Annotated in this window: 19 protein-coding genes; 5 read left to right on the forward strand and 14 right to left on the reverse strand. The window is 57.0% G+C overall.

The features are described from left to right. Positions 1-8: 8 nt before the first annotated feature. The 5 genes from AC0L8N_RS11055 to AC0L8N_RS11075 are packed head-to-tail and all read right to left on the reverse strand — an operon-like array spanning position 9 to position 4,998. Positions 9-1,175: an aspartate aminotransferase family protein gene (locus AC0L8N_RS11055; protein ID WP_473667711.1), complete on the reverse strand. Its 1,167-nt coding sequence runs from the start codon at positions 1,173-1,175 to the stop codon at positions 9-11. Between the two features lie 7 nt (positions 1,176-1,182). Then, a complete protein-coding gene (gene argC / locus AC0L8N_RS11060) occupies positions 1,183-2,244 on the reverse strand; it encodes an N-acetyl-gamma-glutamyl-phosphate reductase (RefSeq protein ID WP_473667712.1) in 1,062 nt (353 codons plus the stop codon). Next, a complete protein-coding gene (locus AC0L8N_RS11065) occupies positions 2,241-3,308 on the reverse strand; it encodes a P-loop NTPase family protein (protein WP_473667713.1) in 1,068 nt (355 codons plus the stop codon). The genes argC and AC0L8N_RS11065 overlap by 4 nt, the downstream gene beginning before the upstream one ends. A 2-nt stretch (positions 3,309-3,310) precedes the next feature. Continuing rightward, complete coding sequence (argG, locus tag AC0L8N_RS11070) at positions 3,311-4,522, reverse strand: argininosuccinate synthase (RefSeq protein WP_473667714.1); 1,212 nt, start codon at positions 4,520-4,522, stop codon at positions 3,311-3,313. Positions 4,523-4,542: 20 nt separating this feature from the next. Next, positions 4,543-4,998, reverse strand: coding sequence for an arginine repressor (locus AC0L8N_RS11075; protein WP_473667715.1), 456 nt, complete (start codon positions 4,996-4,998; stop codon positions 4,543-4,545). Positions 4,999-5,180: 182 nt separating this feature from the next. Between AC0L8N_RS11075 and AC0L8N_RS11080 the strand changes: the two genes are divergently transcribed. Next, entirely contained in the window at positions 5,181-5,864 is a 684-nt protein-coding gene (locus AC0L8N_RS11080; protein ID WP_473667716.1) for an alpha/beta hydrolase, read from the forward strand. Here the strand turns inward: AC0L8N_RS11080 and AC0L8N_RS11085 are convergent, their stop codons facing one another. The 3 genes from AC0L8N_RS11085 to rraA are packed head-to-tail and all read right to left on the reverse strand — an operon-like array spanning position 5,865 to position 8,018. Continuing rightward, positions 5,865-6,629, reverse strand: coding sequence for an NRDE family protein (locus AC0L8N_RS11085; protein WP_473667717.1), 765 nt, complete (start codon positions 6,627-6,629; stop codon positions 5,865-5,867). Positions 6,630-6,636: 7 nt separating this feature from the next. Next, positions 6,637-7,521: an NAD(+) diphosphatase gene (gene nudC, locus AC0L8N_RS11090; RefSeq protein ID WP_473667718.1), complete on the reverse strand. Its 885-nt coding sequence runs from the start codon at positions 7,519-7,521 to the stop codon at positions 6,637-6,639. Continuing rightward, the gene (gene rraA / locus AC0L8N_RS11095) at positions 7,518-8,018 is read right to left on the reverse strand and encodes a ribonuclease E activity regulator RraA (RefSeq protein WP_473667719.1); all 501 of its coding nucleotides are present in this window, start codon (positions 8,016-8,018) and stop codon (positions 7,518-7,520) included. The genes nudC and rraA overlap by 4 nt, the downstream gene beginning before the upstream one ends. 387 nt (positions 8,019-8,405) lie before the next feature. On the opposite strand from rraA, the gene AC0L8N_RS11100 reads away from it, so the two are divergent. From AC0L8N_RS11100 to AC0L8N_RS11110, 3 genes are all read left to right on the forward strand, one after another. Beyond that, a complete protein-coding gene (locus AC0L8N_RS11100; protein ID WP_473667720.1) occupies positions 8,406-11,477 on the forward strand; it encodes a TonB-dependent receptor plug domain-containing protein in 3,072 nt (1,023 codons plus the stop codon). Between the two features lie 61 nt (positions 11,478-11,538). Continuing rightward, positions 11,539-13,293, forward strand: a complete 1,755-nt coding sequence (locus tag AC0L8N_RS11105) for an N-acyl-D-amino-acid deacylase family protein (protein WP_473667721.1) — start codon at positions 11,539-11,541, stop codon at positions 13,291-13,293. 149 nt (positions 13,294-13,442) lie between these two features. After that, positions 13,443-14,948, forward strand: a complete 1,506-nt coding sequence (locus tag AC0L8N_RS11110) for an alanine/glycine:cation symporter family protein (RefSeq protein WP_473670123.1) — start codon at positions 13,443-13,445, stop codon at positions 14,946-14,948. Between the two features lie 45 nt (positions 14,949-14,993). Here the strand turns inward: AC0L8N_RS11110 and AC0L8N_RS11115 are convergent, their stop codons facing one another. After that, positions 14,994-15,923: a bifunctional enoyl-CoA hydratase/phosphate acetyltransferase gene (locus AC0L8N_RS11115; protein WP_473667722.1), complete on the reverse strand. Its 930-nt coding sequence runs from the start codon at positions 15,921-15,923 to the stop codon at positions 14,994-14,996. A gap of 317 nt (positions 15,924-16,240) precedes the next feature. Between AC0L8N_RS11115 and AC0L8N_RS11120 the strand changes: the two genes are divergently transcribed. Then, positions 16,241-17,629: an aminotransferase family protein gene (locus tag AC0L8N_RS11120; RefSeq protein WP_473667723.1), complete on the forward strand. Its 1,389-nt coding sequence runs from the start codon at positions 16,241-16,243 to the stop codon at positions 17,627-17,629. Between the two features lie 282 nt (positions 17,630-17,911). On the opposite strand, the gene AC0L8N_RS11125 is transcribed toward AC0L8N_RS11120, so the two are convergent. The 5 genes from AC0L8N_RS11125 to AC0L8N_RS11145 form a co-directional block, all read right to left on the reverse strand. Further along, positions 17,912-19,210, reverse strand: a complete 1,299-nt coding sequence (locus AC0L8N_RS11125; RefSeq protein WP_473667724.1) for an amidohydrolase family protein — start codon at positions 19,208-19,210, stop codon at positions 17,912-17,914. Next, positions 19,207-20,592: an amidohydrolase gene (locus AC0L8N_RS11130; protein ID WP_473667725.1), complete on the reverse strand. Its 1,386-nt coding sequence runs from the start codon at positions 20,590-20,592 to the stop codon at positions 19,207-19,209. The genes AC0L8N_RS11125 and AC0L8N_RS11130 overlap by 4 nt, the downstream gene beginning before the upstream one ends. 3 nt (positions 20,593-20,595) lie before the next feature. Then, positions 20,596-22,341 carry a sulfoacetaldehyde acetyltransferase gene (xsc, locus tag AC0L8N_RS11135; RefSeq protein WP_473670125.1) on the reverse strand — a complete coding sequence of 582 codons (1,746 nt, stop codon included), beginning with the start codon at positions 22,339-22,341 and terminating at the stop codon, positions 20,596-20,598. A 200-nt stretch (positions 22,342-22,541) separates the two neighbouring features. Then, entirely contained in the window at positions 22,542-24,005 is a 1,464-nt protein-coding gene (gene pdxR / locus AC0L8N_RS11140) for a MocR-like pyridoxine biosynthesis transcription factor PdxR (protein ID WP_473667726.1), read from the reverse strand. 260 nt (positions 24,006-24,265) lie between these two features. Then, positions 24,266-24,856, reverse strand: coding sequence for a hypothetical protein (locus tag AC0L8N_RS11145; RefSeq protein WP_473667727.1), 591 nt, complete (start codon positions 24,854-24,856; stop codon positions 24,266-24,268). Positions 24,857-25,045 lie beyond the last annotated feature (189 nt).

The following is a 25,045-nucleotide window of genomic DNA, read 5'->3' on the forward strand; positions in this document are numbered from 1 at the left end:
CCTTACGATCAGGTATTGGGAACGATGGTTGCGAGAGCTTCTGCGAGGCGGACCACGTGATCGGCTTGCAGAACCAAAGGCGGCAACAGCCGCAAAACAGTGGGGTCGGCGCTGGTGCCGGTGAGGATGTCGTGCTCGAGCAATGCGGCATGAACTTCCCTGGCCGGCCGGTCGCAGACCAGGCCGAGCAGGAGTCCCATGCCCTGAATGCGCTGAACCGGGCCGGCGACGCAAACTTCACGAATCTGCGTTTCACGTTCACGAACGTTCTGCAGCAGGTTTTCATCACGAATGGTGTTGATCACAGCCGATATCGATGCCGCTGCAACCGGGCCGCCGCCAAAGGTGGAGCCCAGATCACCGCTGCGCATACCTGCACTGAGGTGTTCGGTAGACAACAGGGCTGCACACGGGAAACCTCCGCCGAGCGACTTGGCACTGGTCAGCAGGTCCGGTTCAATGCCGTATACCTGTGAGGCGAAGAATTGCCCGGAGCGACCCATGCCGGATTGCACTTCATCGGCGATCAATAATGCGCCGCTCGCATTGCAGGCGGAACGCAATGTGGCAACGAACTCGAAATCGAGATCGAAGGCACCAGCGACGCCCTGTACCGGTTCAAAGATGACGGCAGCGACGCTATTGTCGATGCAGCGTTTCGCCGCTGCTATGTCGTTCCGCTGCAGGAACTCAACATCAAAAGGCAGACGCGGGAAGCCGTACCAGCTTTGCGCGGCATTCCAGGTGACGGCCGCTGCAGCGGCTGTTCGGCCGTGGAAGCCTTGCGTCAGTGCGACGATCTTGCCGCGGCCGGTAGCTTTGCAGGCGATGCGTAATGCATTCTCGTTGGCTTCTGCGCCGCTGTTTACAAAGAACGCACGAGTGAGTGATTCAGGGGCGATGGCAACCAGTGCTTCAGCCGCTGCCGCGCGAACATCGAGCGCAACGGCGTTGCTTTGAAACAGCAAACGACGTGCTTGCTCGTCAATGGCTTCGAACAGTCGCGGATGCGAATAGCCGAGTGCGGCGACAGCATGACCACCGTACAGGTCGAGAATCTGACGACCATCGCTCGTAAAAATATCGCAGCCGGCGGCACGCACCGGGTCGATGTCCAGTTGCGGGTAAACGGGAACGGTTGCTGCTGCCTCGCGCTGTCTGGCGTTGGATTGCATGACTACCTCAGGTCCAGGCCGGCGCTGTTGCCAGCAATCCGCTGGTTTCGGGGAGTGACCACAGGCGATTCATCCATTGCATCGCGCCGCCAGCGGCGCCTTTGACGAGATTGTCGATCGCACTCATGACAACCACGGTGTTGCCCTCGGTGGCGACGCCAATATGGCAATAGTTGCTGGTTACGACATCCTTAATGCGTGGAGTGCCGGGTACGACGCGCACGAAAGCGGCGTCGGCGTAGAAATCCCGATAGCGCTGCCGAAGTTCTTCGACACTAACTGCATTCTTTACTTCTGTCTGGAGCGTCACGTGTATACCGCGTGCAAAGGGACCGGAGTGCGGCACGAAATTGACCTGCGCGTTGCCGCCGCCCGCATTGGCGATGTACGCCGCAATTTCCGGCGCGTGCCGATGTCCGAGGGGTTTATAGGCATACAAATTACTGTGCCGTTCCGGATGGTGTGTGCCTGGCAGCGGGCTGCGACCGGAGCCGGTGCTGCCGGTAATGCCATTGATGAACAGGCTGCCCGGTGCGTACGCGGAGGCACATAATGGCACGGCGGCAAGCAGTGCGGCCGTCGCAAAACAGCCGGGGTGACCGACGTGTTTCTTTGTTGTGGTAGCGACGTGTTCCGGTACGCCTTGCTCGAAGTCGGCGAGTAACTGGCTGGCGCCGTGTGGAGTGGCGTAAACGGCTTCGTAGTCAGTCGCCGATGGGTATCGAAAATCGGCAGACGAATCGACGACATGCAATTCGACATTGTGGCTGTGCGCCGCCTCCACGAACTGCGCGACCATTGCGGCAGAGGCACCGTGCGGCGCTGCAGAGAACAGTGCCAGCTGATCGACATCCGCTAGCATGGCGAGACTGTCCTCTGGCCTGCTGAAAGTTGTGTCTGGCCACGCGGGCGCGAGCGCGGAAAATGTTGTCGCGATGGGCTGCCCGGCTTGCGAGGTTGAGACGGCCGCGAGCAGTTCAAAGTGCGGGTGCACCGCGAGCAGGCGCAGCAGTTCGCCACCAACGTAACCGGTGGCACCCAATACGACCGCGGGTATTCTGTCTGTCATGCGCTTGCCCTGGTCGTTGCTCCGACGACGAGATCGGCCACGAGTTTGCCGAGTGCGGCGCCGTCCGTTAGTGCGTTAATCGCGGGCAGCGATAATCGTTGCCGGATCTGGTCAATGCCTACGGCATTGTCTGTTGCTGGTCCGGTTACGATAGCCGGCTCTATGCCAAATTGTTCGCGCAGGATTCGTGTGCCGCCCCACGCACCGACCGGGTCATTCGCGCACAGGATTACGGCGGTAAATGCGTCGCGAATGAGTGGGTCGGAGAGTATGGCTTCAACACCGTATTCACCTATCAGTCCGTCGCCGAGTTCAACAACAATGACATCAACTTCCCGCGTCGAGAGATTGCGCAGGAGATTGCGTGTGAGTGTGGGGCCGTTGTCGGCAGTTGTCGTGACGATACCAAGATCGGAAAAGATCATTGATTCGCTGGCACCGGCATCTTCCATCGCCAGAATGTCGCGGCGCAAAGAGACGCCGGTTGCTTTACACGCTGCGACGCGTAAACCGCGATGGCGCAATCCTGCGACGACCGCACAGGCTGCGACCGTCTTGCCGGAGTCCATGCAGGTGCCTGCCAAAGCAACGACAGGTATACCGAGAGCGCCCAGATCTGCATCGACGTTCAAAGTAGTCGAGCCTACCCGCGCAGGCACGCCAATACGTTCTCCGAGGTACGGGAAATGCAGCACAGTGCCCAGCACTTCGCATTCGAACGGCGGCCCTACATCCGGGTTAGCTGAATCACAGATGCCAACGACGCCGCCGATGTTCAGAATCTGCACGGTATCGCCGACGTTTAGTTTCTCGGGTAGATGCCCCGAGTAACCGCGCAGGGCTTTACGATGGCCCAGCGCACCGACCACGATATCGCCTTGCTTGACCGTGGCCATGCGGCCACTGACGAGTTCGAGCGTGTTGTACCGCGACTTGTTGTTCAGTACCCGAACAGCGATAAGGACGCCTTCTTCGCAAGGGATATCATCCGCCAGTCGCAACTCCTGACTGAGATTGCTGTGTTGCGCGACGGACGCGATTTTGTCAACGAGGATGCTGCGCATGTCTAACCCTCTCCTGCAGCGCGGGTTTGCAGCATGCCAGGCAGCGACAGAACGCGTGAATAGCCCAGTGCGTCCGAGGCTGACCACTCGCCAGCGGCTTCGCCGTAAACGCCGCGGGTTGCAGCCAGTAAAGAGTGCGGCGAGGTAACGCCATTGATAAACAGACTGCCGGGTTGCAACGTGAAGTGCACATCGCCGCTAACGCGTTGTTGCGATGAAGCCAGTAGTGCTTCGATATCGCGAGCAGCAAGATCGAGTTGCCGGCCTTCGTGAATCATGTCGCCATAGGTTGCCGCGACGCTGTCTTTGATTCGGGACTGGTGTGCGCTAAGCACCAGCTTTTCCAGTTCCCGGTGAGCCGTTATCAAAGTGACAGCAGCGGGTGCTTCGAACGCCACTCGGCCTTTGGTCCCGAGTACTGTGTCGCCAAGGTGTATACCGCGACCGATGCCGTAGGTGCCGGCGAGCTGTTCCAGTTTCTCTATCAATTCGACGGGTTGCAGTGGCTGGTGGTCGAGCGCGACTGGAATACCCGCCTTGAACGAGAGGCTGTGCTTGCTGGGTGCCTGCGGCTGCGCGTAGGCGCCCGCCGACAATACCCATGCGTCTTCCGGGATGGAGCCTTCCGAGGTCAGGGTTTCGCGACCGCCAATGGTTATGCCCCACAAACCACGATTGACGGAATACGCCGATCCTTGTGGCGGCAGCGGCAATTCGCGTTCTTTCAGGTAGGCCAGTTGTTCGTCGCGAATCCAGTTGTTGTCGCGCACGGGCGCGAGCACTTCAAGTCCGGGGTTCAGTGTCCGCAACGCCACCTCGAAACGTACCTGGTCGTTACCAGCGGCCGTACAGCCGTGCGCGACCGTTGTCGCCTGACGGTCGATAGCGAGTTGCGCCAGTGCGGCCGCCTGCACACCGCGCTCGGCGCCGACGCAAAGTGGGTAGGCATGGCCGCGGTAAACATTGCCGGCGATAAGATAGCGGATGACCCGCTCGAAAAAGACCTGTTTGCAGTCCAGTAGCAAGTGCTCAACGGCACCGAGTGCCAGTGCGCGTTCACGAAGGTTGCTGGCAGCGGCGGCATCGAGTCCGCCGGTGTCCACGCAGGCCGTTATGACGTCACGACCGTAGGTCTGCTTCAGCCACGGTACACAAAATGAAGTATCCAGCCCTCCGGAGAACGCAAGAATGATGGGTGAGGTATCGCTGGACACAGATGACTCCGTTGGTTGGTTTAGCTGCGGTTCGCGCAGTGTTCAATGCGGGTGATGACAGCGCGTTGCTCGCTGGCACTCGCGGTTGCGGTAAAGACAGTGTCGTCGCCGCCGACGTTGCCGATGATTTCCGGCCAGCCGCAACGGTCAAGCGCGAGCGCTACCCGTTGGGCGCTGCCGATGGCGGTGTGAATAACCAGCAGATTGGGCCCGGCTGGCCGCAGGCTGCGTAGCAGATTGGCAACGGCAGCGATCTCGTCGTCGCCCGTGACGTCAGGCTGTGGCAGGACGTAGCCCGCCGGTGTTTTTATAGCGGTCAGCTCGCGCAAGTCGCGACTGACGCTGGACTGCGTTGCCACAAAGCCCTGGGCAGTCAGGGCCTCGACCAAAGATTGTTGAGTGGCGGCAGGGCCGGTGGCGAGCAATGCTTTGATGGCATCGCGCCGATCATTCTGATTGTGGGAGTTGTCTGGCATCGGGCTATCAATGAATAATTATGCGCATAAACTATCAGTAGCCGCATATTCTGGTCAAGCATTGATTTTGGTCGATCCCGGTTTTTTCTTGCTGGACCGGTGTTGAGCGGGTTTTCAGTGCCGGGCGGGAGGTGCGCTGGTACGATGCGGCGGTCAAATATCAGCATATGCAGGAGCAATGGGTGTCTTTATTGGAAACAGTGGAAGCGGGAAGTCCGGGCGATGTGGACGGCAGCGTGATCTGGCTGCACGGCCTGGGCGCGGACGGGCATGACTTCGAGCCGATCGTTCCCGAGCTGCGGCTCGATGGCCTGCTCAATTTACGCTTCGTGTTTCCGCATGCACCGATCCGCGAAGTGACTCTTAACAATGGCATCGCGATGCGCGCCTGGTACGACATCATCAGCCTCGACCGCGAGGGGCCGCAGGACGAAGAGGGCATCCGTACCAGCGCGGAGCAGCTATTGCAGTTGGTGCAGCGCGAACAGAAGCGTGGAGTGCCCGCAAACAAGATCGTGCTCGCCGGCTTCTCCCAGGGCGGGGCTATCGCTTTGCACACCGCTCTCCGCTACCCGGATCGCCTTGCCGGACTGATGGCGCTCTCGACCTGGTTGCCATTGTCTGAATTCTTTCAGACCGAAGTCGTCGCAGAACCGACCTCGCAGCCACGGGATATTCCTGTGTTTATTGCCCACGGTACTTTCGATCCGACGTTACCCATTACGCTGGGTGAATTATCGAGGAATACCCTGCAGTCGGCCGGCTTCAATCCGGAGTGGCAGGCTTACCCGATGGCGCACGCCGTCTGTGGTGAGGAAATCGTTGCGATTCGAGATTGGTTATTGCGAGTCTATGGCGCGGATTAATCAGGCGACGCCCGAAGTGTCGAACCCGAATTGATCTTCGCCCGCTTGACGGCCGCTTGCATCAAAGCGCCGCTCCTGAACCTGCATGTAACCGTCGTAATCGACCAGCACAACCGTTGTGCAACGGGTACCGTAGTCCGGCGTATGAATAAACGGCGCCGATACAGCGCGCGCCATCGCGAAGGGCAGCTGCTCGTCGATGTCGTTGACGGACGCGGGTGTCGTGTCGGCCATCATGCGAATCAAAGCGGACGGGTTCACCGCATCCCGCTCGATCAATTTGCGTAAGCCGTCCCGGCAACGGAGTAGTTTCGGCCATGGCGTATCGAGTGATGCGTTGCTAAGGCCGTATACACCAGCGTCGAGCGATTGCGTAACTGCGCCGCGATTGGACGCGCAAACCAGCGATTCCGCATCAGCCACCAGCAAGCTGAAACCCGCATAGCGTTCACCGTCAAGGTTGCTGGCGTAGTCCAGGGGCCCGCGGTCGCCATCAATGTAGTCCGCGACCAGTTCGCCACGCGTGTGTTTCTGGTAGCGAGGGCGCAGGGGTTCACGAAAGTTGGTGAGTGCTGCGAAGTGTCCGTTCCTGCCGATACCGAGCCAGGTTCCACCGGCCTGCAGGTCGCGACCGGCGAGTATGCCCGGTCGGTCGCGCCACCACTGCATGGCAGTGGCAGGGCGGGCGAAGAATTCGTCACGGTTTGCGGCGACGATCAGGCGGTAACGCGGATGGCTATGCCATGCGAGGGTGATGAGGCACATGCCAATATCAATCCGTCTCGTCGAGCCAGTCTTCTACCAGGCGTCGCGCGATGGATAACCGAGGCGGCAATTTGGGGAAACCTGAGCGCAATTCCTTGCGGCTGAACCACTGCGCATCCTCCAGTTCACCGTCGTTGAGCTTTATGGCAACGCTGGTGGCGCGGGCATGAAAGCCGAGCATCAGTGATGCCGGGAAAGGCCAGGGTTGCGAGCTGTGGTAGTGCACATCTTCAACTTGCACATCGGTTTCCTCGAGGACCTCGCGCGCGACCGCATCTTCGAGGCTTTCTCCAGGCTCCACAAAACCGGCTACGGTCGAATAGCGACCTTCCGGCCAGCCGCTCTGACGGCCCAGCAGGCATTCGTCACCCCGGGTGACCAATACTATTATCGCTGGATCAACGCGTGGAAAAATCTGGGTTGCGCAGGATTCCCGCTCGCACACGCGAACATTGCCGCCTGCACTGGGCAACGTGGCCGCGCCGCAGCGACCGCAAAACTTTTGTGCCTGGTGCCAGAGGACCAGTGCCCGGGCGTGGGCAACGAGGTTCGCTTCGTCTTCCGGTAGTACGCTTCCCAGGTAGCGCAGGTCGTGAAAATCGCCATGATCGGTGAACGGTGTGTTTTCTGCACGGTCGATGCCAACGGCGAACGCGGGTTGGTCACGGTACATGCCCAGAAAAATGGGCATGGCAGAGGAAAAGGCGGCGAGATCGTCGCGGGCCAGCAGTACTGTGCGGTGTGGCTCGGCGGTAGCGAGACAACGATCGTTCCACACGGGCACAAATACAGCATCTTCACGGGCAAGCGCCGCATCGAGCCAGGCCGTGTCTTTGCGACGGTGGCCTGAGCGGTCAACAAAAGCGCCGGCGAATATATTGTGGCCGATCATTGCAGATTCCCATTGTTGCCCGGCAACTCGCTTGCCGAGACAATCAGACCGTCTACATCGGCATCAACAAATTCACCCGGCCGATAATCGACATTGGCAAAGTGCATTGGCTCGCCACTTTCCCCTGCGTCAGTCTTGTTGCTACGCCGCAAGACGCTCGCGAGAGCCAGAACGCCAAGCGCATTCCGTTCAATCTCATGACAAACGCGCACTGCACCGTTGATCACAATGCCTGCCCAGCGTATGCCCTGAGCAAGTTGTGCGGGTTTGCCGCCAAGCAAGGGCGTTCGTATCGAGGAGCCACCGTCTACAACAAGGACGCAATCTGCGCCATCGGTTTGCAAGACATCGTCGAGCAGCGAATTGTTCTCAAAAAGTCGCAGCGTAACGATCGCGCCAGCAATCCGGGTCACGGCGCCTAAAGATTTGAAAATCGGCTGCACTAATTGCAATTTGTTGCCTGCAAGGTCGCGAAGGTCGGCTGTCAGAACTCGCATATCTTCGGGCTTCCTGCCGGTTGACCCGGTTGTGGGAGAGGCGGGCCATATAGGACCTCCGCCATTCGGCCAGTTTACCGGAAGGTGGCAGACAATGCCCTGACCTCTGTTGCTTGCTCCCACTGTCAGTCATCAAATGCTTTGAAGAATGCACGACGGTCCATTTCGGTGCACCACAACCTGACACATTACTGTAATTGGGTACCAGTACGATGCCGTCCCTCAGCACGCCTTGCCGCAGTGAGCGCTTGGCACCAAGTCTGAAATTTGTGTGGTGCTACCGGCACTATCGCTTTGTTGTTAGCTTGTTTACATCGGCAGTTCCCGTCCAGCATGACTGGCGGGCGGATACGATGCAGGAATTAAAAAAAGTATGGGGGCATATCAATGGTCGGTCTAGAAAGTCATCTTCGTCGTTTTTCAGTGTTTGCACTGGCGACGCTTTTCGCAGTGCAGGTGAATGCTCAGGGCACTACAACTCAGGACGATGACGACAGTCAGGAGTTGGAAGAGATCATCGTAACTGGGTCGCACATCAGGGGTGTGCAGCTTGACGGCATCTTGCCGGTGTCCGTAATTTCCGCCGACGATGTTGAAGCGATTGCGGCCAATTCCGGTGCAGAGATGCTCACATCTATGTCGCAGGCAGATGTCTCCGTGTTCGAGGACATTGGTTCGGTCGACCGGGCTTCAATTCAAAGCGCGCGCGGAGATGTCGCGGCATTGAACTTGCGTGGCATGGGGTCATCCAACACGCTCGTTCTACTCAATGGTCGCCGGATAATTCAGCACCCAGGAACGCAATTCGAAGGCAACGTAATCGCGACCACCGTGAATACCAACACCGTACCCTCACGCGGCGTCCAGCGTGTCGAAGTGCTATCCGACGGCGCATCCGCTTTGTACGGTACGGATGCGGCAGCCGGTGTTGTCAATACGGTATTGATGAACAACTTCGAAGGGCTGACATTGAGCGGCCGCTACGGTGGAGCTGAAGGTATCGACTACACACACCGAACACTTTCTGCTTTGTGGGGCAAAGACTTCAATCAAGGGCGGACCAATGTGTCGGTGTCTCTGAATCACTTTAAGCAAGACGGGTACCTGGCGACTGAGCACGAATTTTCGCGCTCCGAAGACTTGCGCCCCTTGTTTGAAGGGACTGTCTGGGAAGGCGATACTCAGCTTGATAATCGTGCGACCTACACGCCATGGGGTACGTTTCGAACTCTCGGCAACGCTCCGGTCAGCAATGCTGACGGCCGCATAACAACGGCGACCGGTCAGTTCCATATTCAGCCGAATACGTTGGCGGGTTGTCGTGCGGATCTGCCGGGTGATATCTGTATGGATGATGGTGGTATCAGTCGCGATCAACGGCTAGACAGCAATCCGCAACGGTCGATGCGACCTGATCTTGAAAGGATCAACGCGTTTGCCTTCGTGAACCACGACTTCGGCAATGGCCTCGAATTTTTCGGTGAAGCGGGTACGTATCAAGGGGTGGTTGAGCGTCAGCTCGAGCCGGGCTGGTTTGCGCCGTCGACCACTTTTACCGTAGGTCGTAACGCTTACTGGAACCCGTTTGGACGTGAGTTTCTCGACGACGGTTCGCCAAACCCGAATCGCCTGCCCGGCCTCGACGCGCCTCCCGAAGGGCTTGATATTGAAATTGCCACTTACCGGCCGATGGATTTTGGGCCACGCAGATACAAGGTTACCAACAACAGTCACCGGCTGTTGGGTGGCCTGCGAGGCGAATGGGGCAATTGGGGCTGGGAAAGTGCAGTGCTTTGGTCGCGTGCAGATACTGAGGATCGCACCAATGGCATAAGCAACGTCGCATTTTTTGAAGCGCTTAATCGAACCGACGACACCGCCTACAATCCGTTCAACGGATTTTGTAACGATGACATCAACGGTCTCAATACGATTGACTGCACCCCGAGCCCTGCCGCAACGATAGACGGCATGACAGTCAGTGCGTTCCGCAAGAACGAGACTGAAATGGCTCTGGCAGACTTCAAGATGTCGAACGGTGAGTTGTGGCAAGTCCCTGGCGGCTACGTTGGTATGGCGGTGGGTACGGAATTCAGACGCGAGAGTTTCGAAGAAGATCGTGATCCGCGGCTTGATGGCACGATCACGTACACGGATCCGTTCACCGGCCTGTTTTCTGACAGTGACCTCTTGGGCATGAGCTCTACCCCTGACTTCAGCGGTTCACGTAACGTGTTCTCGGCTTACTCGGAGTTGCTGATCCCGGTAATTAGTGAAGGTATGAATATCCCGGGTGTCAGTTCACTTGATGTGCAACTGGCCGCGCGCTACGAGCACTACAGCGATTTCGGCAGCGTGTTGAAGCCGAAATTTGCATTTGGCTGGCATATTGTTGAGAGCCTGCAGATTCGGGGCTCGTACACCGAAGGTTTCTCTGCGCCTGCGCTGGAAGTTGTCAACTCACCGCGGATAATCCGGTCGTCCACAGGCATTGAAGATACTTACCGCTGTCAGGCTGGTGTGAACAATGGTGTCTTCGAAAACCTGGGTGATTGTGACATCAGTCCCGGCATACTGACGCCCTTCCTGGGTAATGCCGAGATTGGCCCGGAAGAGAACACCAGCTACTCCTTTGGACTTACTTACAAGCCTCCCTTTATTGACGGCATGATACTGACCTTGAATCGCTGGGTAATTGAACAGGAAGGTATCTTTGGCGGCATTGACCGACAGGATACTGCGGACCTCGACTGGGCGACACGTCTCACGACCGGCGAAGCCTATGCGGACGTAGTGCGCGCCCCGATTACTCAGGAGGATATTGACTTCTATGCCGGGTCGGGACTGGAGCCCGCTGGGCAAATGGTGTCTATCAATCGACGGTTTCTTAACCTGGAAACCCGAACAACCAAAGGTGTTGATATCGGGATTGATTATCGCTTGAAAGACCTGCGGCTATTCGGCGCAAATCTCGGCGGAATGCGCGTCAAATTGAGTGCTGCCTACCTGGAAACAGCGTACCAGGAGTTTACGCCCCTCTTGCGATTGATTCAGGACGTTAGTGACGCAAATGATGCCGGCATAATAGTGACCGCGGCCGGCGAACTGCGGGGCAATAACCGCCGTCCGGCATGGCGGGGTACGGCGACCTTCACGTGGTGGAAAGAAAACTGGAGCGCCGGTTTGTTCGCGAAATACTCAGGTACTGTGAGGGATACCTCGCTGGAGCTTAACGGCCCCGAGCTTGAATACTTTCACTTTCACACCGGTACGACCATCAATGCGCACGTTGACTACCGCTTCAATGGTGGTTCTTTCGATGGTCTGACGGCGCGTATTGGCGCGAGAAATCTGCTGGATCGTGATCCACCTTTGGCTGATGCGACATTTGGCTATCCGGCCTGGATGGCATCACCTGAGGGCCGCTACCTCTACGGACAGTTAACCTACCGTTTCTGAGTTGATCATGATCAGGCCGTCCGGGAGCTGCTCCCGCGACGACCTTGTGGAGAGTTTTGGAATGTCAAACACATTGATACGGGTCCTGGCAGCATTGTTGCTGGCCAGCACACCAGCCTTCGCGGCCGACAAGCCTGATTTTGACGTGCTGATTAGCGGCGGCACAGTCATAGATGGAAGTGGCGCGGACGGCTACAAAGCTGACGTCGGTATTGTCGACGACAAAATTGTCGAAATCGGGGCCGATCTCGCCAGCACGCGCACAGCTGCGCGACTGGTTGATGCGGCCGGGCAGGTGGTTGCGCCGGGTTACATTGATGTTCACACACATGCAGATGACGCGCTGCTCGGAGAACAAAAGGAACGACGAGCAGCTCTAAATCTGCTGTACCAGGGCATAACCACCGTCAACATTGGTGCAGATGGCCGTCATTCCAAAAAGTATGCCGACCGCGTCAATGGCCAGATTGCCAAGCAGTACAAATACCTGGAATCGCATCCGGCCGGTATGAACGTTTTCATCTTGCTCGGACACAACAATATTCGAATGGAAGTGCTGGGTGAGGACAACTACAAGCGCTTTAGCACTGACAAAGAAATGTCTGCTATGGCTGATCGTGTCCACCGCTACATGAAGGAAGGTGCACTCGGCATGTCGTTGGGGCTGGAATATGCCAGTGGGCGTTATTCAGATGAAGAAGAGTTGGTGCATCTTGCCAAAGTGGTGGGTGACTATGACAGTCGCGCCGTAGTAATTGCGCATGAGCGTGCCACCGGCCCGCAGCACCGATATTACTTTCCGAGCAACCACAATGCAGACGGCCTGTACGAAGACCGTTTCAGAAAATACCCTGATGGTTGGGACATTATCGATTACGTCAAAGAAGGCATCCGCATAGCGGAGCAGTCCGGCGTTGTCTATGACTTCACTCATCTGAAGGTCACGCACAAGTCTTATTGGGGGAAGGCGCGGGAGGTTATCGAACTGATAGAGGAAGCTCGCGAGCGCGGCGTGCGGCTTTACGCGGAGCACATCGCATTCACGAATTCCGGCAACAGCCCAATGGATCTCAGTCTGATCCCGAAGACTTACTACGACGGCAAGGATTATTCTTCGGCGAAACTGCAAAGTACATTGCAAAACCCAATGAGAATGGCGGATTTGCGTGCAGATATTGCGTGGCAAATCGATAAACACGGTGGCGCCGAATCCGTAGAGTTGATTGCCTGCAAACAGCAGCCACAATGGGTGGGCCGGACATTGCTGGAGATTGGTCAGGAATTGGGACTGAACGATCCGATCGATGTGGTGTTGGAGGTGAAGAAGCGGGGCGATGCGGAATTACTGAATGGAGCCACCTACCGTTCGATACAGACCTTGAGCCCCGAAGATATCGATGAGTTCGTGAAACTGGATTGGTTTGGTACAGTGACCGATGCAGGTGTCTATGATCTTGACGGTGGTTTCGCACAACCGCGTGTCTTCGCGTCTTTCACTAACAAGATCACCGAGTTTGTCTTCGAGCGTAAGACTATATCGTTAGAGCACGCGATAAGAGCCGGCACCGGGTTGCCAGCGGAAATGTTGTCATTACCGAATCGTGGCTTGCTCAAAGAAGGTTACAAAGCCGATGTGCAGGTATTCGATCCGGATGCACTCGCCGTCAATGCCCGTTGGACGCTGCAGAACTCGAGAGCGTATTCGAGTGGCATGTCGTATGTCATAGTGAACGGAAAATTTGCGCTGGATGACGGCAAACCGACGTTCGAAATGGCTGGTGAGGTCATTCGCAACAAGGACGCCTGGCAACACTAACGCGGAACTAAGAGATAGCAGGCTCCGCGGCGGGGTCGGTCAACGGGGAGAGGACACTGCACGCGCAAGACTCACGAGTTCATCGCTCTCGATGGAGCGATAATGTCCGGTATTCATTCTTTGCTCTAGCAGTCTTGTTTGCAGCATTGGTGCCATCGGTTTCGTCGGCGCAGAATCTGGATATCGACCAGTTGATCGACGATACCGTCGCGCCGCTCGCTGAGTTTGTTAGCAGTGTCATCTTCTACAGTCTTCCGTTCCTTGGCGCCGACGTCCCGCTAATTGTCGTCTGGTTGATTGCCGGAGCTTTGTATTTCACCTTGAGCTTCGGCTTTATCAACGTCCGGGGCTTTCGGCACGCACTGAAGGTGGTACGCGGGGACTACGCCAAAGCCAGTCATCCCGGGGAAGTGACGCACTTCCAGGCCTTGGCTACCGCGGTATCCGGCACTGTAGGCATCGGCAATATTGGCGGTGTGGCCGTTGCTATTGCCGCAGGCGGACCAGGCGCGGTGTTCTGGATGATCGTCGCAGGCATGCTCGGCATGTCCACCAAATTTGTCGAATGTGCGCTTGGCACGATGTACCGGCGAGCCCACGCTGATGGCACCGTTTCCGGCGGCCCCATGTATTACCTCGAACGTGGCCTGGCTGAGTGCAACCTGCCACGCCTCGGCAATGCGATGGCGAAGTTCTATGCCGTTGGGCTTGTAATCGGCTGCCTCGGTATAGGCAATATGTTTCAGTCGAATCAGGCCTATATTCAATTCGTCAGCGTGACCGGCGGACAGGACGCGAGTTGGTTCAGTGACAAGGGCTGGTTGTTTGGGATTCTGATCGCCGCCATTGTTGCGCTGGTTATTGTCGGTGGCATCAAGAGCATCGCCCGGGTGACCGAAAAAATGGTGCCGTTCATGGCGGTACTTTATTGCGTAGGTGCCCTGACGATTATCAGCTTCAACTACGAGGCTCTGCCGTACGCCATCAATGCGATTTTCACCCAGGCGTTCAATCCGGAGAGTCTGAGTGGCGGCGCTATAGGCGTGATGATAATCGGGTTTCAGCGTGCGGTTTTTTCGAACGAGGCCGGTATCGGCTCAGCAGCTGTTGCTCATTCTGCGGCGCAAACGAAGGAACCGATTGCAGAAGGCTACGTTGCTTTGCTCGAGCCATTCATCGATACCATTGTGATCTGTACATTGACAGCCCTGGTCATCATTACGGCGTCTTACTACGATCCTGCAATTACTCAGATTCCCGACGGTATCGCCATGACCTCCGGTGCCTTCGAACGCAGTGTCTCGTGGTCACCATACGCCGTGGCATTTGCCGGCTTCCTGTTTGCAATTACCACAACCATCTCCTGGTCGTACTACGGTCTGAAGGGGTGGACCTATTTGGTTGGTAAGAGCACTTGGGCGGACTACAGTTTCAAGACTGTCTTTTGTCTATTCCTCATCATCGGCTGTTCGATTCAACTGGAATCAGTACTGAGTTTTTCTGATGCGCTGGTGTTTGTGATCTGCGTGCCCAATATTCTTGGCTTGCTGATTCTTACTCCAACGCTAAAACGCCGATTGGCTGGCTACAATCAACGTGTTTCGGAGGGCACGGTCGTGGATCAGACACTGGCGAAGGACACCCGCTCTTCCTGACTCAATGGCCGGTGATTTTGCGGTCGTGAGCGGTTTGCGTGAAAACTAGTGGGCGACCTTGGCAGCACAATAAATTGATGCCAGGGCGGCGCTGGCCACTCTGGCCTCCGCCGGGTCCGAACGCGACGTCAACATAACAGGCACTGCGGCCCCAAGAACCAGTCCTGCTGCGGTGGCGCCCAGGTAGTGAACCATTGCCTTGAACAGGATGTTGCCTGCTTCAATGCTTGGGACCAACAAGATGTCGGCCTGGCCGGATACGTCGCTCTTGTAACCTTTGAGGGCGGCCGCATTCGCCGATATGGCAATATCCATTGCGACAGGGCCATCAACGAGTGCGCCCTCAATTTCGCCTTGTGCTGCTAGCTGCGCGAGCTGTTCTGCCTCTACGCTCGAGGGCATCGACGAACTGGCTTTCTCGGTTCCGGATAGAACGGCGACACGCGGCGTTACGATGTCGAGAGCGTGCAACAAAGACACCGCATTTCTTGCGATCGCCAGTTTCGCCGTAAGCCCTGGCAACACATTGATAACGGCGTCGGTTACACAAATTGCGCTGGATTGATCCGGAACGCTAAGGTGAAACACATGGCTCAATCGTGTGCCGCACAGAATGCCATTTTCTCTGTCGATTACAGCGCGAAGTAGCACGTCGGTGCCGATGTCGCCTTTCATAAGTCCAGCGACTTCTGACGACTTAGCCAGACTGACGGCTACGCGGGCCGCCTCCGAAGCGGACTGAGTGGCTACCTGCCGAATCCCGGAAATGTCCCACGCAAGTGTTCGTGCGTGATCTGCAATGCTGGTTTTATCACCGATCAGAACGGGTTCTACCAATCCTTGCTGAAACGCCAGATAGGCGCTGTTCATCGTTTGCAGGCTGTTGCAATTCACGACGGCTGTGCAGATTGCATTGTGATTGCTTGCAATCGATAACAGATCGGCCGGGCAGCGAGAAGTGATGTGTCCAGACATAGGATACGTTGTAGTTGGTGGCAGCCCGCATTGCCCTCTTACAGCGGGCAGTGACGCGGGTAACCAGACGGCTATTGGCAAGTGAGCAAACTAAAATAGCGAAGCCCGTCTTTTGGCGGTAGAACCATAACCGCCCTATTTTTGGCGCCAAAACGGTGCCAGGCCCATGTCCGCCTGTTGCCGCAGTTGCAATAGGTGTGGCCATACACTTTCCTCTGCACTCTGGTACAAAAAGTCTCTCTGCTTTGGTCCTTTTCCAGCGCTCGCGCGAGTCTTATCGTCTGCTAATTGTTTTACTGATACGGTGGATCTTGTAAATGCAGGCGATCGAGAAAAATCGGAATTACGACGCTATCAAACGCATGGATCGCGATAGTGTCTGGCACCACCTGACCCAGCACAGTGTGTTTGAACAAAAGTACCCGACGATCATGGCGCGTGCGGCCGGTCTGAATATTTGGGATATCGATGGTAATCAGTACCTCGATGCGGTGTCTGGCGGACTGTGGACCGTCAATGTTGGCTATGGACGCGAAAGAATCGCCAATGCAGTACGTGATCAGTTGGTTGAAATGTGCTATTTCGCCGGTATCTCCGGAACGATCCCGGGGGCGCTGTTTGCTGACAAGTTGTTGAGCAAGATGCCCGGATTGTCGCGCGTCTATCTGTCGAGTTCCGGGTCGGAGGCCAACGAGAAGGCCTTTAAGATCGTTCGCCAGATTGCACACCTGCGGCACAACGGGCAAAAGCACAAAATCATCTACCGCGAGCGCGATTACCACGGGACGACGATCACGACGCTCAGCGCGTCCGGACAGGAAGAACGACGTGGCCAGTACGGACCGTTTACGCCGGGGTTTGTCGAGATGCCGCATTGCAGCGGCTATCGAAGTCAGTACGGCGAAGTGAACGACTACGGTGAGCGGGCTGCCCGTGAGCTGGAAGCAGTGATTCAGCGCGAAGGGCCGGACAGTGTCGGCGCGGTTATTCTTGAGCCGATAACGGCCGGTGGTGGGGTGATTACGCCGCCGGAAGGTTATTGGAAGATCATTCAGGAAATCTGCAGGAAGTACCAGTTGCTGCTAATTCTTGACGAAGTTGTATGCGGTGTCGGGCGAACAGGCAAGTGGTTTGGCTACCAGCATTACGACGTGCAGCCGGATATTGTCACGATGGCGAAAGGTGTCGCGTCGGGCTACGCGCCGATTTCTTGCACCGTGACCACCGAAGATGTATTCCAGCAATTTGTCGCCGACCCGGCAGACCGCATGGCTTACTTTAGGGACGTTTCAACATTTGGTGGCTGCGCTTCCGGCCCGGCTGCGGCGCTGGAAAACATACGGATTATCGAAGATGAAAATCTGCTCGATAACGTTGTCGAAATGGGTGATTACCTTATGGACCGGTTGCTTGAATTACAGCAACGACATGCGTTGATTGGCGATGTGCGTGGCAAGGGCCTGTTTGCAGGACTGGAGCTGGTCAGCAACCGGGAAACGAAGGAACCGGTCACCGAAGCTATTGTTGCTGGCATTGCGGCGGACTGTATGGCGCATGGTGTAATCATTGGCCGCACAAACCGGAGCTTCCAGAAGTTCAATAATACCCTCGCCTTGAGTCCGGCCTTCATCGTGTCGCAACAGGACATCGATGACATCGTGGCTGCTTTGGACGCAGCACTTGGCAGGGCCGCAGGCCAGGTTTGAGTAATCCACCCGGTCGTCGATTTTTTCGACGACCGGTCAGGTCAGGGCAATGTCTGAAATGTGACGGGCAATTCCGGTATCGATGGCATTCTCGCCCTAAGCCCTAAGCCCTAAGCCCTAAGCCCTAAGCCCTAAGCCCTAAGCTCGTACGTTACCCAGCCACAGTGCCGCAGTATTCAGGTGCTCTTAGAAATGTCGCTGCGTTGAGCCTGTACACCAATCGGACGGCCAATATTTTTCGGGCAGAAAGTTTCGCCCACTGCGCTAATCCTGTCGAATCAGTCAGGGCTTGCGGTAGGCTGGCGGTCGCGCATCATCCGTTGCCAGATAGCGGTCACGTAGTAATGTTTGCCGCGAGACTCTGGGTACTATTTCCCCGTCAATGATGACCTGTTCCGGAAAGCTGCTCAATTCAAAGGGATCGTCGCGCCAGATCACGATGTTGGCGCGTTTGCCGGGCTCAATGCTGCCGACTTCGTCGTCAACGCCGTAAACCCTGGCCGGCGCGAGCGTAATTGCGTGCAGTGCAGTATCCCAGTCCAGACCATTGGCGACGGCGATGCCTGCCGCTTGCGTAATATTTCGCGCGTTGTGATTCTGGCGGCTGTTGTTTGCGTCGAGCACCACTTCGACACCGGCTTTCGCCAGCAACGCGACATTGTCGAGGCGGGCATTGAAGTGGTCAAAGCCGGTTGGCAGATTCGCACTCGCATCGACGACCACTACCGTATTACTTGCCGCCAGTTTGTCAGCGAGCAGCCAGCCTTCGGCGCCGCCCACGATGACGAGTCGGATACCGTACTCCGCCGCGAGATCCACAATGTTCGCCATGTCACTGGCACGATTGACGTAGACCAACAACGGCGTATCACCGGCGAGAACGGGTTGCAGCGCAATGAGATCGGCTTCACCAAGCGAATACCGGCTCGAGTCCGGCTGTGTGATTCTCCATGCCGAGTAGTCCTCAGCATCGGCAAGAGCGGTGTGCAGTTTTTGCAGTGCCATTGCTCTTGATGAACCCGCGCGTGTCGCACCCCCCGTACCCAGGTAGGCCACCATCATGGCCTGCTTCTTGATGATAGCGGGAGACCGTGGCCCAAGGTGTACGACAGCACCGATACCCGAGAATACGGAAGCGCTGCCGTCCGGGTCGTTGCTGTCGTTGGCAGTGGGGGTAATTGCGGCCTGCGTTATGCCGGCTATTCTGGCGACAGGTATCAGTGAAGAATTCGGATTGAACGCCGTGGCAACATCAAATGAGGCGGAGAATTGGAAGCCACGGCGAACCGAATCAATCGAGGATCCAACGGATTTGACTTCGATCAGTCCCAGTTGCCCGAGTGGCGTAAACAGACCCGGTGTCACGATGCGGCCTTCGGCATCGATAATAATGGCGTCGTCGATGTCGGCAATTCGGTCGCCGACGCGGCTTATACGGCCGTTATCAATAACGATGCTGGCATTATTCAGAACACCCTGCGGGCCAACGGTGTGCACAGTCGCATTTCGTATTACGAGTGTCTCTGCAAGCAATGCGCCGGGGAGCAGGACGAGCGAGAGGGCGAGGTGCCACACGTTCATGGTTGCCCCTCATGCACTCTGGATGTCCCGAGGCTGAAATCAGATACCGGGTTCGCGCTTTGGTCGTCAAGGTCAAATGCGATTGCGCCATCGACATAAACGCGCACAGGCCGGGCGTAAACGCTGAACGGATTCCGGTTCCAGAGTACGAGATCAGCCATTTTGCCCGGTTCGATGGTGCCGGTTTGCTCGAGTATGCCCAGTGCTTCGGCTGCGTACTTCGATATCCACTGAATGGCGTGTTCGGGAGGGATCTCGATGTTCGCTTCGGCCGCAGCGCGCATGATCTTCGCGGTTTCCTGATTCAATCGCTGTATGCCGACTTTGCTGTCAGAGTGCACGACGACACAGGCCCCGGCCTGATCGAGGATCACCCCATTTGCCGGAATGCCATCAAACGTTTCCATTTTCGCGCCCCACCAATCGGCCCAGATGGCAGAACAGATGCCGTTGTCTCTTAACTTGCCGGCAATCTTGTAGGCTTCAACAGCATGATGGAATGCAGTGATCTGATAGCCAAACTCGTGGGCGACATCGATCATCAGCGACATTTCGTCGGCCCGGTAGCAATGGTTGTGAACGAGAATCTCGCCGTTCAATGCACCAGCAAGCGTCTCCAGCTTGAGGTCGCGTTTGGGTTTTTTGCCGCGGCCCTCGGCGTACGCTTGCAGTTTATCCCGGTACTCAGCGGCATCGATCCACGCTTCCCGGGCGACGGCGATATTGCCCATGCGCGTTGCCGGCGAACGACGGCGACTCTTGTAAAGTCGCTTCGGGTTCTCGCCGCACGCCATTTTCATGCCGTAGGGTGCGCCCGGGAATTTCATGTCCATGACGGACGTTCCGGGTACCGCTTTTAGCGTTACGCCACGGCCGCCGAACAAATTGGCGGAGCCGGGTAGAACTTGCAGCGTTGTAACGCCGCCGGCGAGCGCGGTTATGAACGCCGGGTCTTGTGGCCAGACACTGTGTTCCGCCCAGACTTGAGCTGTGTTGGGATTGACCGATTCGTTGCCGTCCGAGTGCCCTTCAACGCCGGGGTTCGAATACACACCGATGTGCGAATGAACATCGATAATTCCGGGCGTCAGCCAGAGGTCGCTTGCGTCGAATACGGCGGCATTCCCTGCATCGAGGTCGCTACCGACCTGCCGGATTCGTCCGTCTTCGATCAAGACATCGCCACCGTCCAGCCGCTGGCCGGTACCCGTCAGGATGGTGGCGTTTCTTAACAGCACCGGTTGCGCCGGCATGGGCTGGTAACTACTGGCGAACGGAACCCTGTCCGTCGCTGTCCCGGTTTCGTTCTCAACGCCATTTGCCATGAACGGCAGCGCTATGGCGGCCAAACCGACGCAGCGACGAACAGCTGAGGACAGCATGGCTTATACGTATTTTTTGTACTTATCGAGATAACGAACCGGCTTCGACAGAGCGTCCCGGCGGAACGGGTCGCCCAGTTCCTGGGTGCACATCACTTCGACAATTGTCGTAGTACCGTCTTTCTGCTGTGCCTGCAGTGCGCCGTCGAGCGCCGGGCCGACGTCCGCTACGTCGCTAACGGTTATGCCGTTGGCACCCATGGCACGCGCAATGCCAGCGAAACTCTGGTTCTCAAGCTCGCCGCCGACGAAGCGGCGATCGTAGAAGTCCACCTGGTTCTTCTTCTCCGCGCCCCACTGTCCGTTGTTAAACACGACCGCGGTAACCGGAATGTTTTCCCGCACACAGGTCATGGTTTCCATCAGACTCATGCCCCATGCGCCGTCGCCGACGTAGGCAACGGCGGGACGCTCAGGGGCCGCAACTTTGGCGCCGATGATCGTCGGGAATGCGTAACCACAATTGCCGAAACTCATGGCGGCGAAGAAGCTGCGTGGTTGGCTAAAACGCAGGTAGCTGTTTGCTACCGAATTAATATTGCCAATGTCGGTAGAGACCATGGCATCGGCAGGCAAAGCTTTTTCCAGTGCCCGCAATGCCTGACGAGGGTGCATGTAACGTCCGTCTGCGGCTTTGATCGCCTCGAGACTGAACTCGTCCTTTTCATGTATCCAGTCGTTCAGCTCCTGTTCCCAGGCGGCTTTCTCGTTCTTGATCTGGCTTGCACGGTCATCTTTGTTGGCATCGCAAGCGAGCGTCTCGCTGCTGATCAGGCTGAGGATGGCGTCGGCGGCCGCGCCGGCATCGCCGCAGATACCGACAGCAATGTCTTTGACCAGGCCAAGCATCTTGTGGTCGGCGTCGACCTGAATCACTCTGGCATCTTTCGGCCAGTAATCCAGACCGTATTGCGGCAAGGTGCCGAACGGCCCGAGGCGTGTGCCCAGCGCGAGTACGACGTCGGCCTTGGCCAGCAAGTTCATACTGGCTTTTGAGCCTTGATAGCCCAGCGGACCACACCAGAGTGGGTGATCGGCGGGGAACGAATCGTTGTGCAGATAGCTATTGACGACTGGTGCGCCCAGTCGTTCAGCCAGCGCCTGACATTCGGCAACGGCGTTGGCATTGATGACGCCGCCACCGGAAATGATCACGGGGAATTTGGCTTTGGCGAGCAACGCGGCCGCCTGGTCCAGCGCATTTTTGCCGCCGGCGCCTCGTTCAATACGAATGGGCTCCGGAATCTCAATATTGAGATCGCCATAGAAGTAGTCGCGCGGGATATTGAGTTGGGTCGGCCCCAGGTCGGTAAGCGCGCGATCGAAACAGCGGGCGGTGAACTCAGCCATGCGGTTCGGGTTGTTTACATGGCCCTGGTATTTCGTGAATTCCTGGAACACCGGCAGCTGATTGGCTTCCTGGAAACCCCCAAGCCCCATGCCCATGGTGCCGGTTTCCGGAGTAACGATTACCACGGGCGAATGCGCCCAATATGCCGCGGCGATCCCGGTAACGCAGTTGGTGATACCGGGACCGTTCTGGCCAATACAGACGCCGTGCCGGCCACTGACCCGGGAAAAGCCATCGGCCATGTGTGCAGCGCCTTGTTCATGCACCACCGGGATGAAGCGAATGCCAGCGGGTTCGAAGATGTCCATCGCGTCCATGAAGGCGGACCCCATGATGCCGAAGATATCGGTAACGCCTTGCGCCACCATCGTTTCGACAAAGGCTTCACTGGGGGTCATGCGGGTCATAGCGCTCTCCTGGCCGGGTCACGTGCTCTCCGGTTTCGGATCTAACGTGCCGACGTTTCTATTCGTCAAAGTTTGGAATGCGTCGGTGGCAGCTGTGGATAGTTTTCTGACCACGCGAACGCTTGTGCCTCATGATAGGCAAAACGGTCTGGCGGCAGTTAGAACCAGAACTGCACGGAATTTGGCACCAGCTAGGTGTCTGAACCGGTTAGCAGTTGATCGGCAATGCGACCCAATTCGCGAATGCCCGGTTCGATTTTTTCCAATGGGATCGATGAAAAGCCTAGCCTGAAATAATTGCGCGGTGGCTCGGCGCCAAGGAAATGTATATCGCCAGGTTCAATGAGGATGCCGGCCGCGGCAGCGCGTTTGCGCAACAGTCGGGCATCGAGTTCGGCCGGACCTTGAACCCAAACGCACGAACCGCCCACGGATTCGGACAAGGTGGCACCGGGCATGTAGTTGTTGAGCGCTTCCTTGAGTACGGCGTAGCGCTCCCGGTAGGCGCCAACCAACGCGCGCGTCAACGCATCGTGGTAGCCGCGGGCGAGAAACAGCGCTACTGAGCGTTGATTGTTGGCGGCCGGGTGCCTGATCATCAGGCGCCGAAGCTGACGCAACTCGGCAATGAACCGTGTAGAGCCGACGACGTAGCCCATACGGAGGCCAGGGGCCAGCGTTTTCGATAAGCTGCCAACGTAGATGACACGCTCGTTGCAATCGAGACTCTTGAGGGCCGGGGTCGGGTTGTCGGAGAAAGCGATCTCGCTCTCATAGTCATCTTCGATAATGACGAAACTCGAGCTGACCGCGCGCTCGAGCAACTCATATCGTCGCTGCAGCGACATCGTAATTGTCGTCGGTGACTGGTGACTGGGCGTCGCATACAGGTAGTCGCATTCATCGATGTCTGGCGAAAGAATCAGGCCGTCGTCGTCAATTGGCAGCCCCTTGATTCGAGCGCCACTCAAGGACGCGATATTGCGAAAATCAACATATCCCGGATTTTCTATTCCTACCGTGACGTCCGCCGACAACAGCAAGCGCGCCAGCATGTACAGCGCGTGCTGAGCACCGACAGTGATCAGTATCTGGTCGGGCTCTGCCCAGATTCCGCGTCGCGGCAGTATCTGCTTGTGAATCTGGTCTATAAGTACTGAGTCATCGCTGTCGACGTGATCGTTGGCCCAATCGCGTATTGCACCGACGCTGACAGCATCGCGACAACACTCTCGCCAGTGATTGGTCGGAAACAGGCTGTGGTCCACCTGACCGTAAATAAATGGGTACTTGTAATGCTGCCAATCCCGCGGCTTTCTGATGTTGCGCTGTTCGGAAAGGCTGATCTTCAGGCGGCCGTCCCAGTCCGGAGTCTGGGCGGTCTCGGTCAGTTCTGCGACTGACCGGTTCACGGGGATCTGATTCAGGAACTCAGGGTTGACGAAATAACCGCTGCGTTCCCGTGACAACAGGTAGCCGTCTTCCTTCAGGCGCTGGTAGGCCAGTGTCACCGTATTGCGGGCAACGCCGAGTTGGCTGGCAAGAATGCGGCTGGGCGGTAGCGGTGTATCGGCCGTGATGTGACCCTGCGCGATAGCGGCGACGATCTGTTCAACAATCTGTTTCTGCAGACTAGCGCCGCTCTTGGCCTTCAAATGAAAAAGTTGATAAATACGTACAACTCCGCAGCGGGCAGATCAGACTGGTCGCATTGTAACTACAAGTCGATGCGCCACTGCAATGCCATGTTGGTCTGGCATCTGCATCTACAAGCAATTGCGCCGCCGTTGCATGCCGTATTGGCAAGTAACATGGTGTATTCGTTCCCATGGCCGACAACCACGGGATGGTGTTGGTACAAACGGTATCGCGAGCATTGGTTCGGCCGCGTTTGAATTGCGCCCGATTGTTCGAGTTACACCGATATTGCTGTCGCGTGTTTCCTGCAACGGCGCTGCCGGGTGATCTCACAGCTGGGACAAGTGTGGTGATCAAGTGCGTAAGCGTCCTGCACGTAGCGGCTGTTGCAGTCTGTACAGGTTGATAGCACAAGCTCGTCGTTCTTGGAGATGTTCTGCAGAAGGTTCCAGGTCCATTCGAAACTCAGTTGCGGGCGGCGGTGCAGCAGCTGGTAGGTCTCGAACGCCCGGCACAAGCGGTGGCCGTACTCTACGTCAGGGCGGGGCCAGCAGGGGTGTATTGCATTTTCTTGGTCGATGCGCAGCAGCAGATTTGCGCAAAACAGTGCGACAAGGGTGCTTGCTTCCAGTTGATAGAACGGGTTCTTGACGAACAACGTGACCTGTTGCGGCGATTTGCCGCGACGCCGGCGAATCTCCGTGCCGTGTTGATCGCGGAAGTAGGTCGCGTATACCTTGCGAATCCGGTCGTCACTCAGACCGGTGCAGTCACGTATGGTCCGGGTGCGGGCCTCATGACGAATCATGCGCAGGGCCAGCTCGAAACGGCAGCGCTCTGAAGCGTAACGGTCATCAGTCAGTCGCATTTCTCTCCCCTTATGCTAGTTATAGCCCATATACAGTGATATAAAACCCTATACGATCTATACATGGTCGTACAAGACAAATTAGAGTAACTGCAAAAAATGACCGTAAAGGCTCGCCAGGCCCGCTGAGAGCCCGTTACCAGCCGTCAAAGAACGGTGTCGACGGGCTCGGAAGGGGGGAGCGCTGGC

Source organism: Woeseia sp. D3-10, from assembly GCF_055809415.1.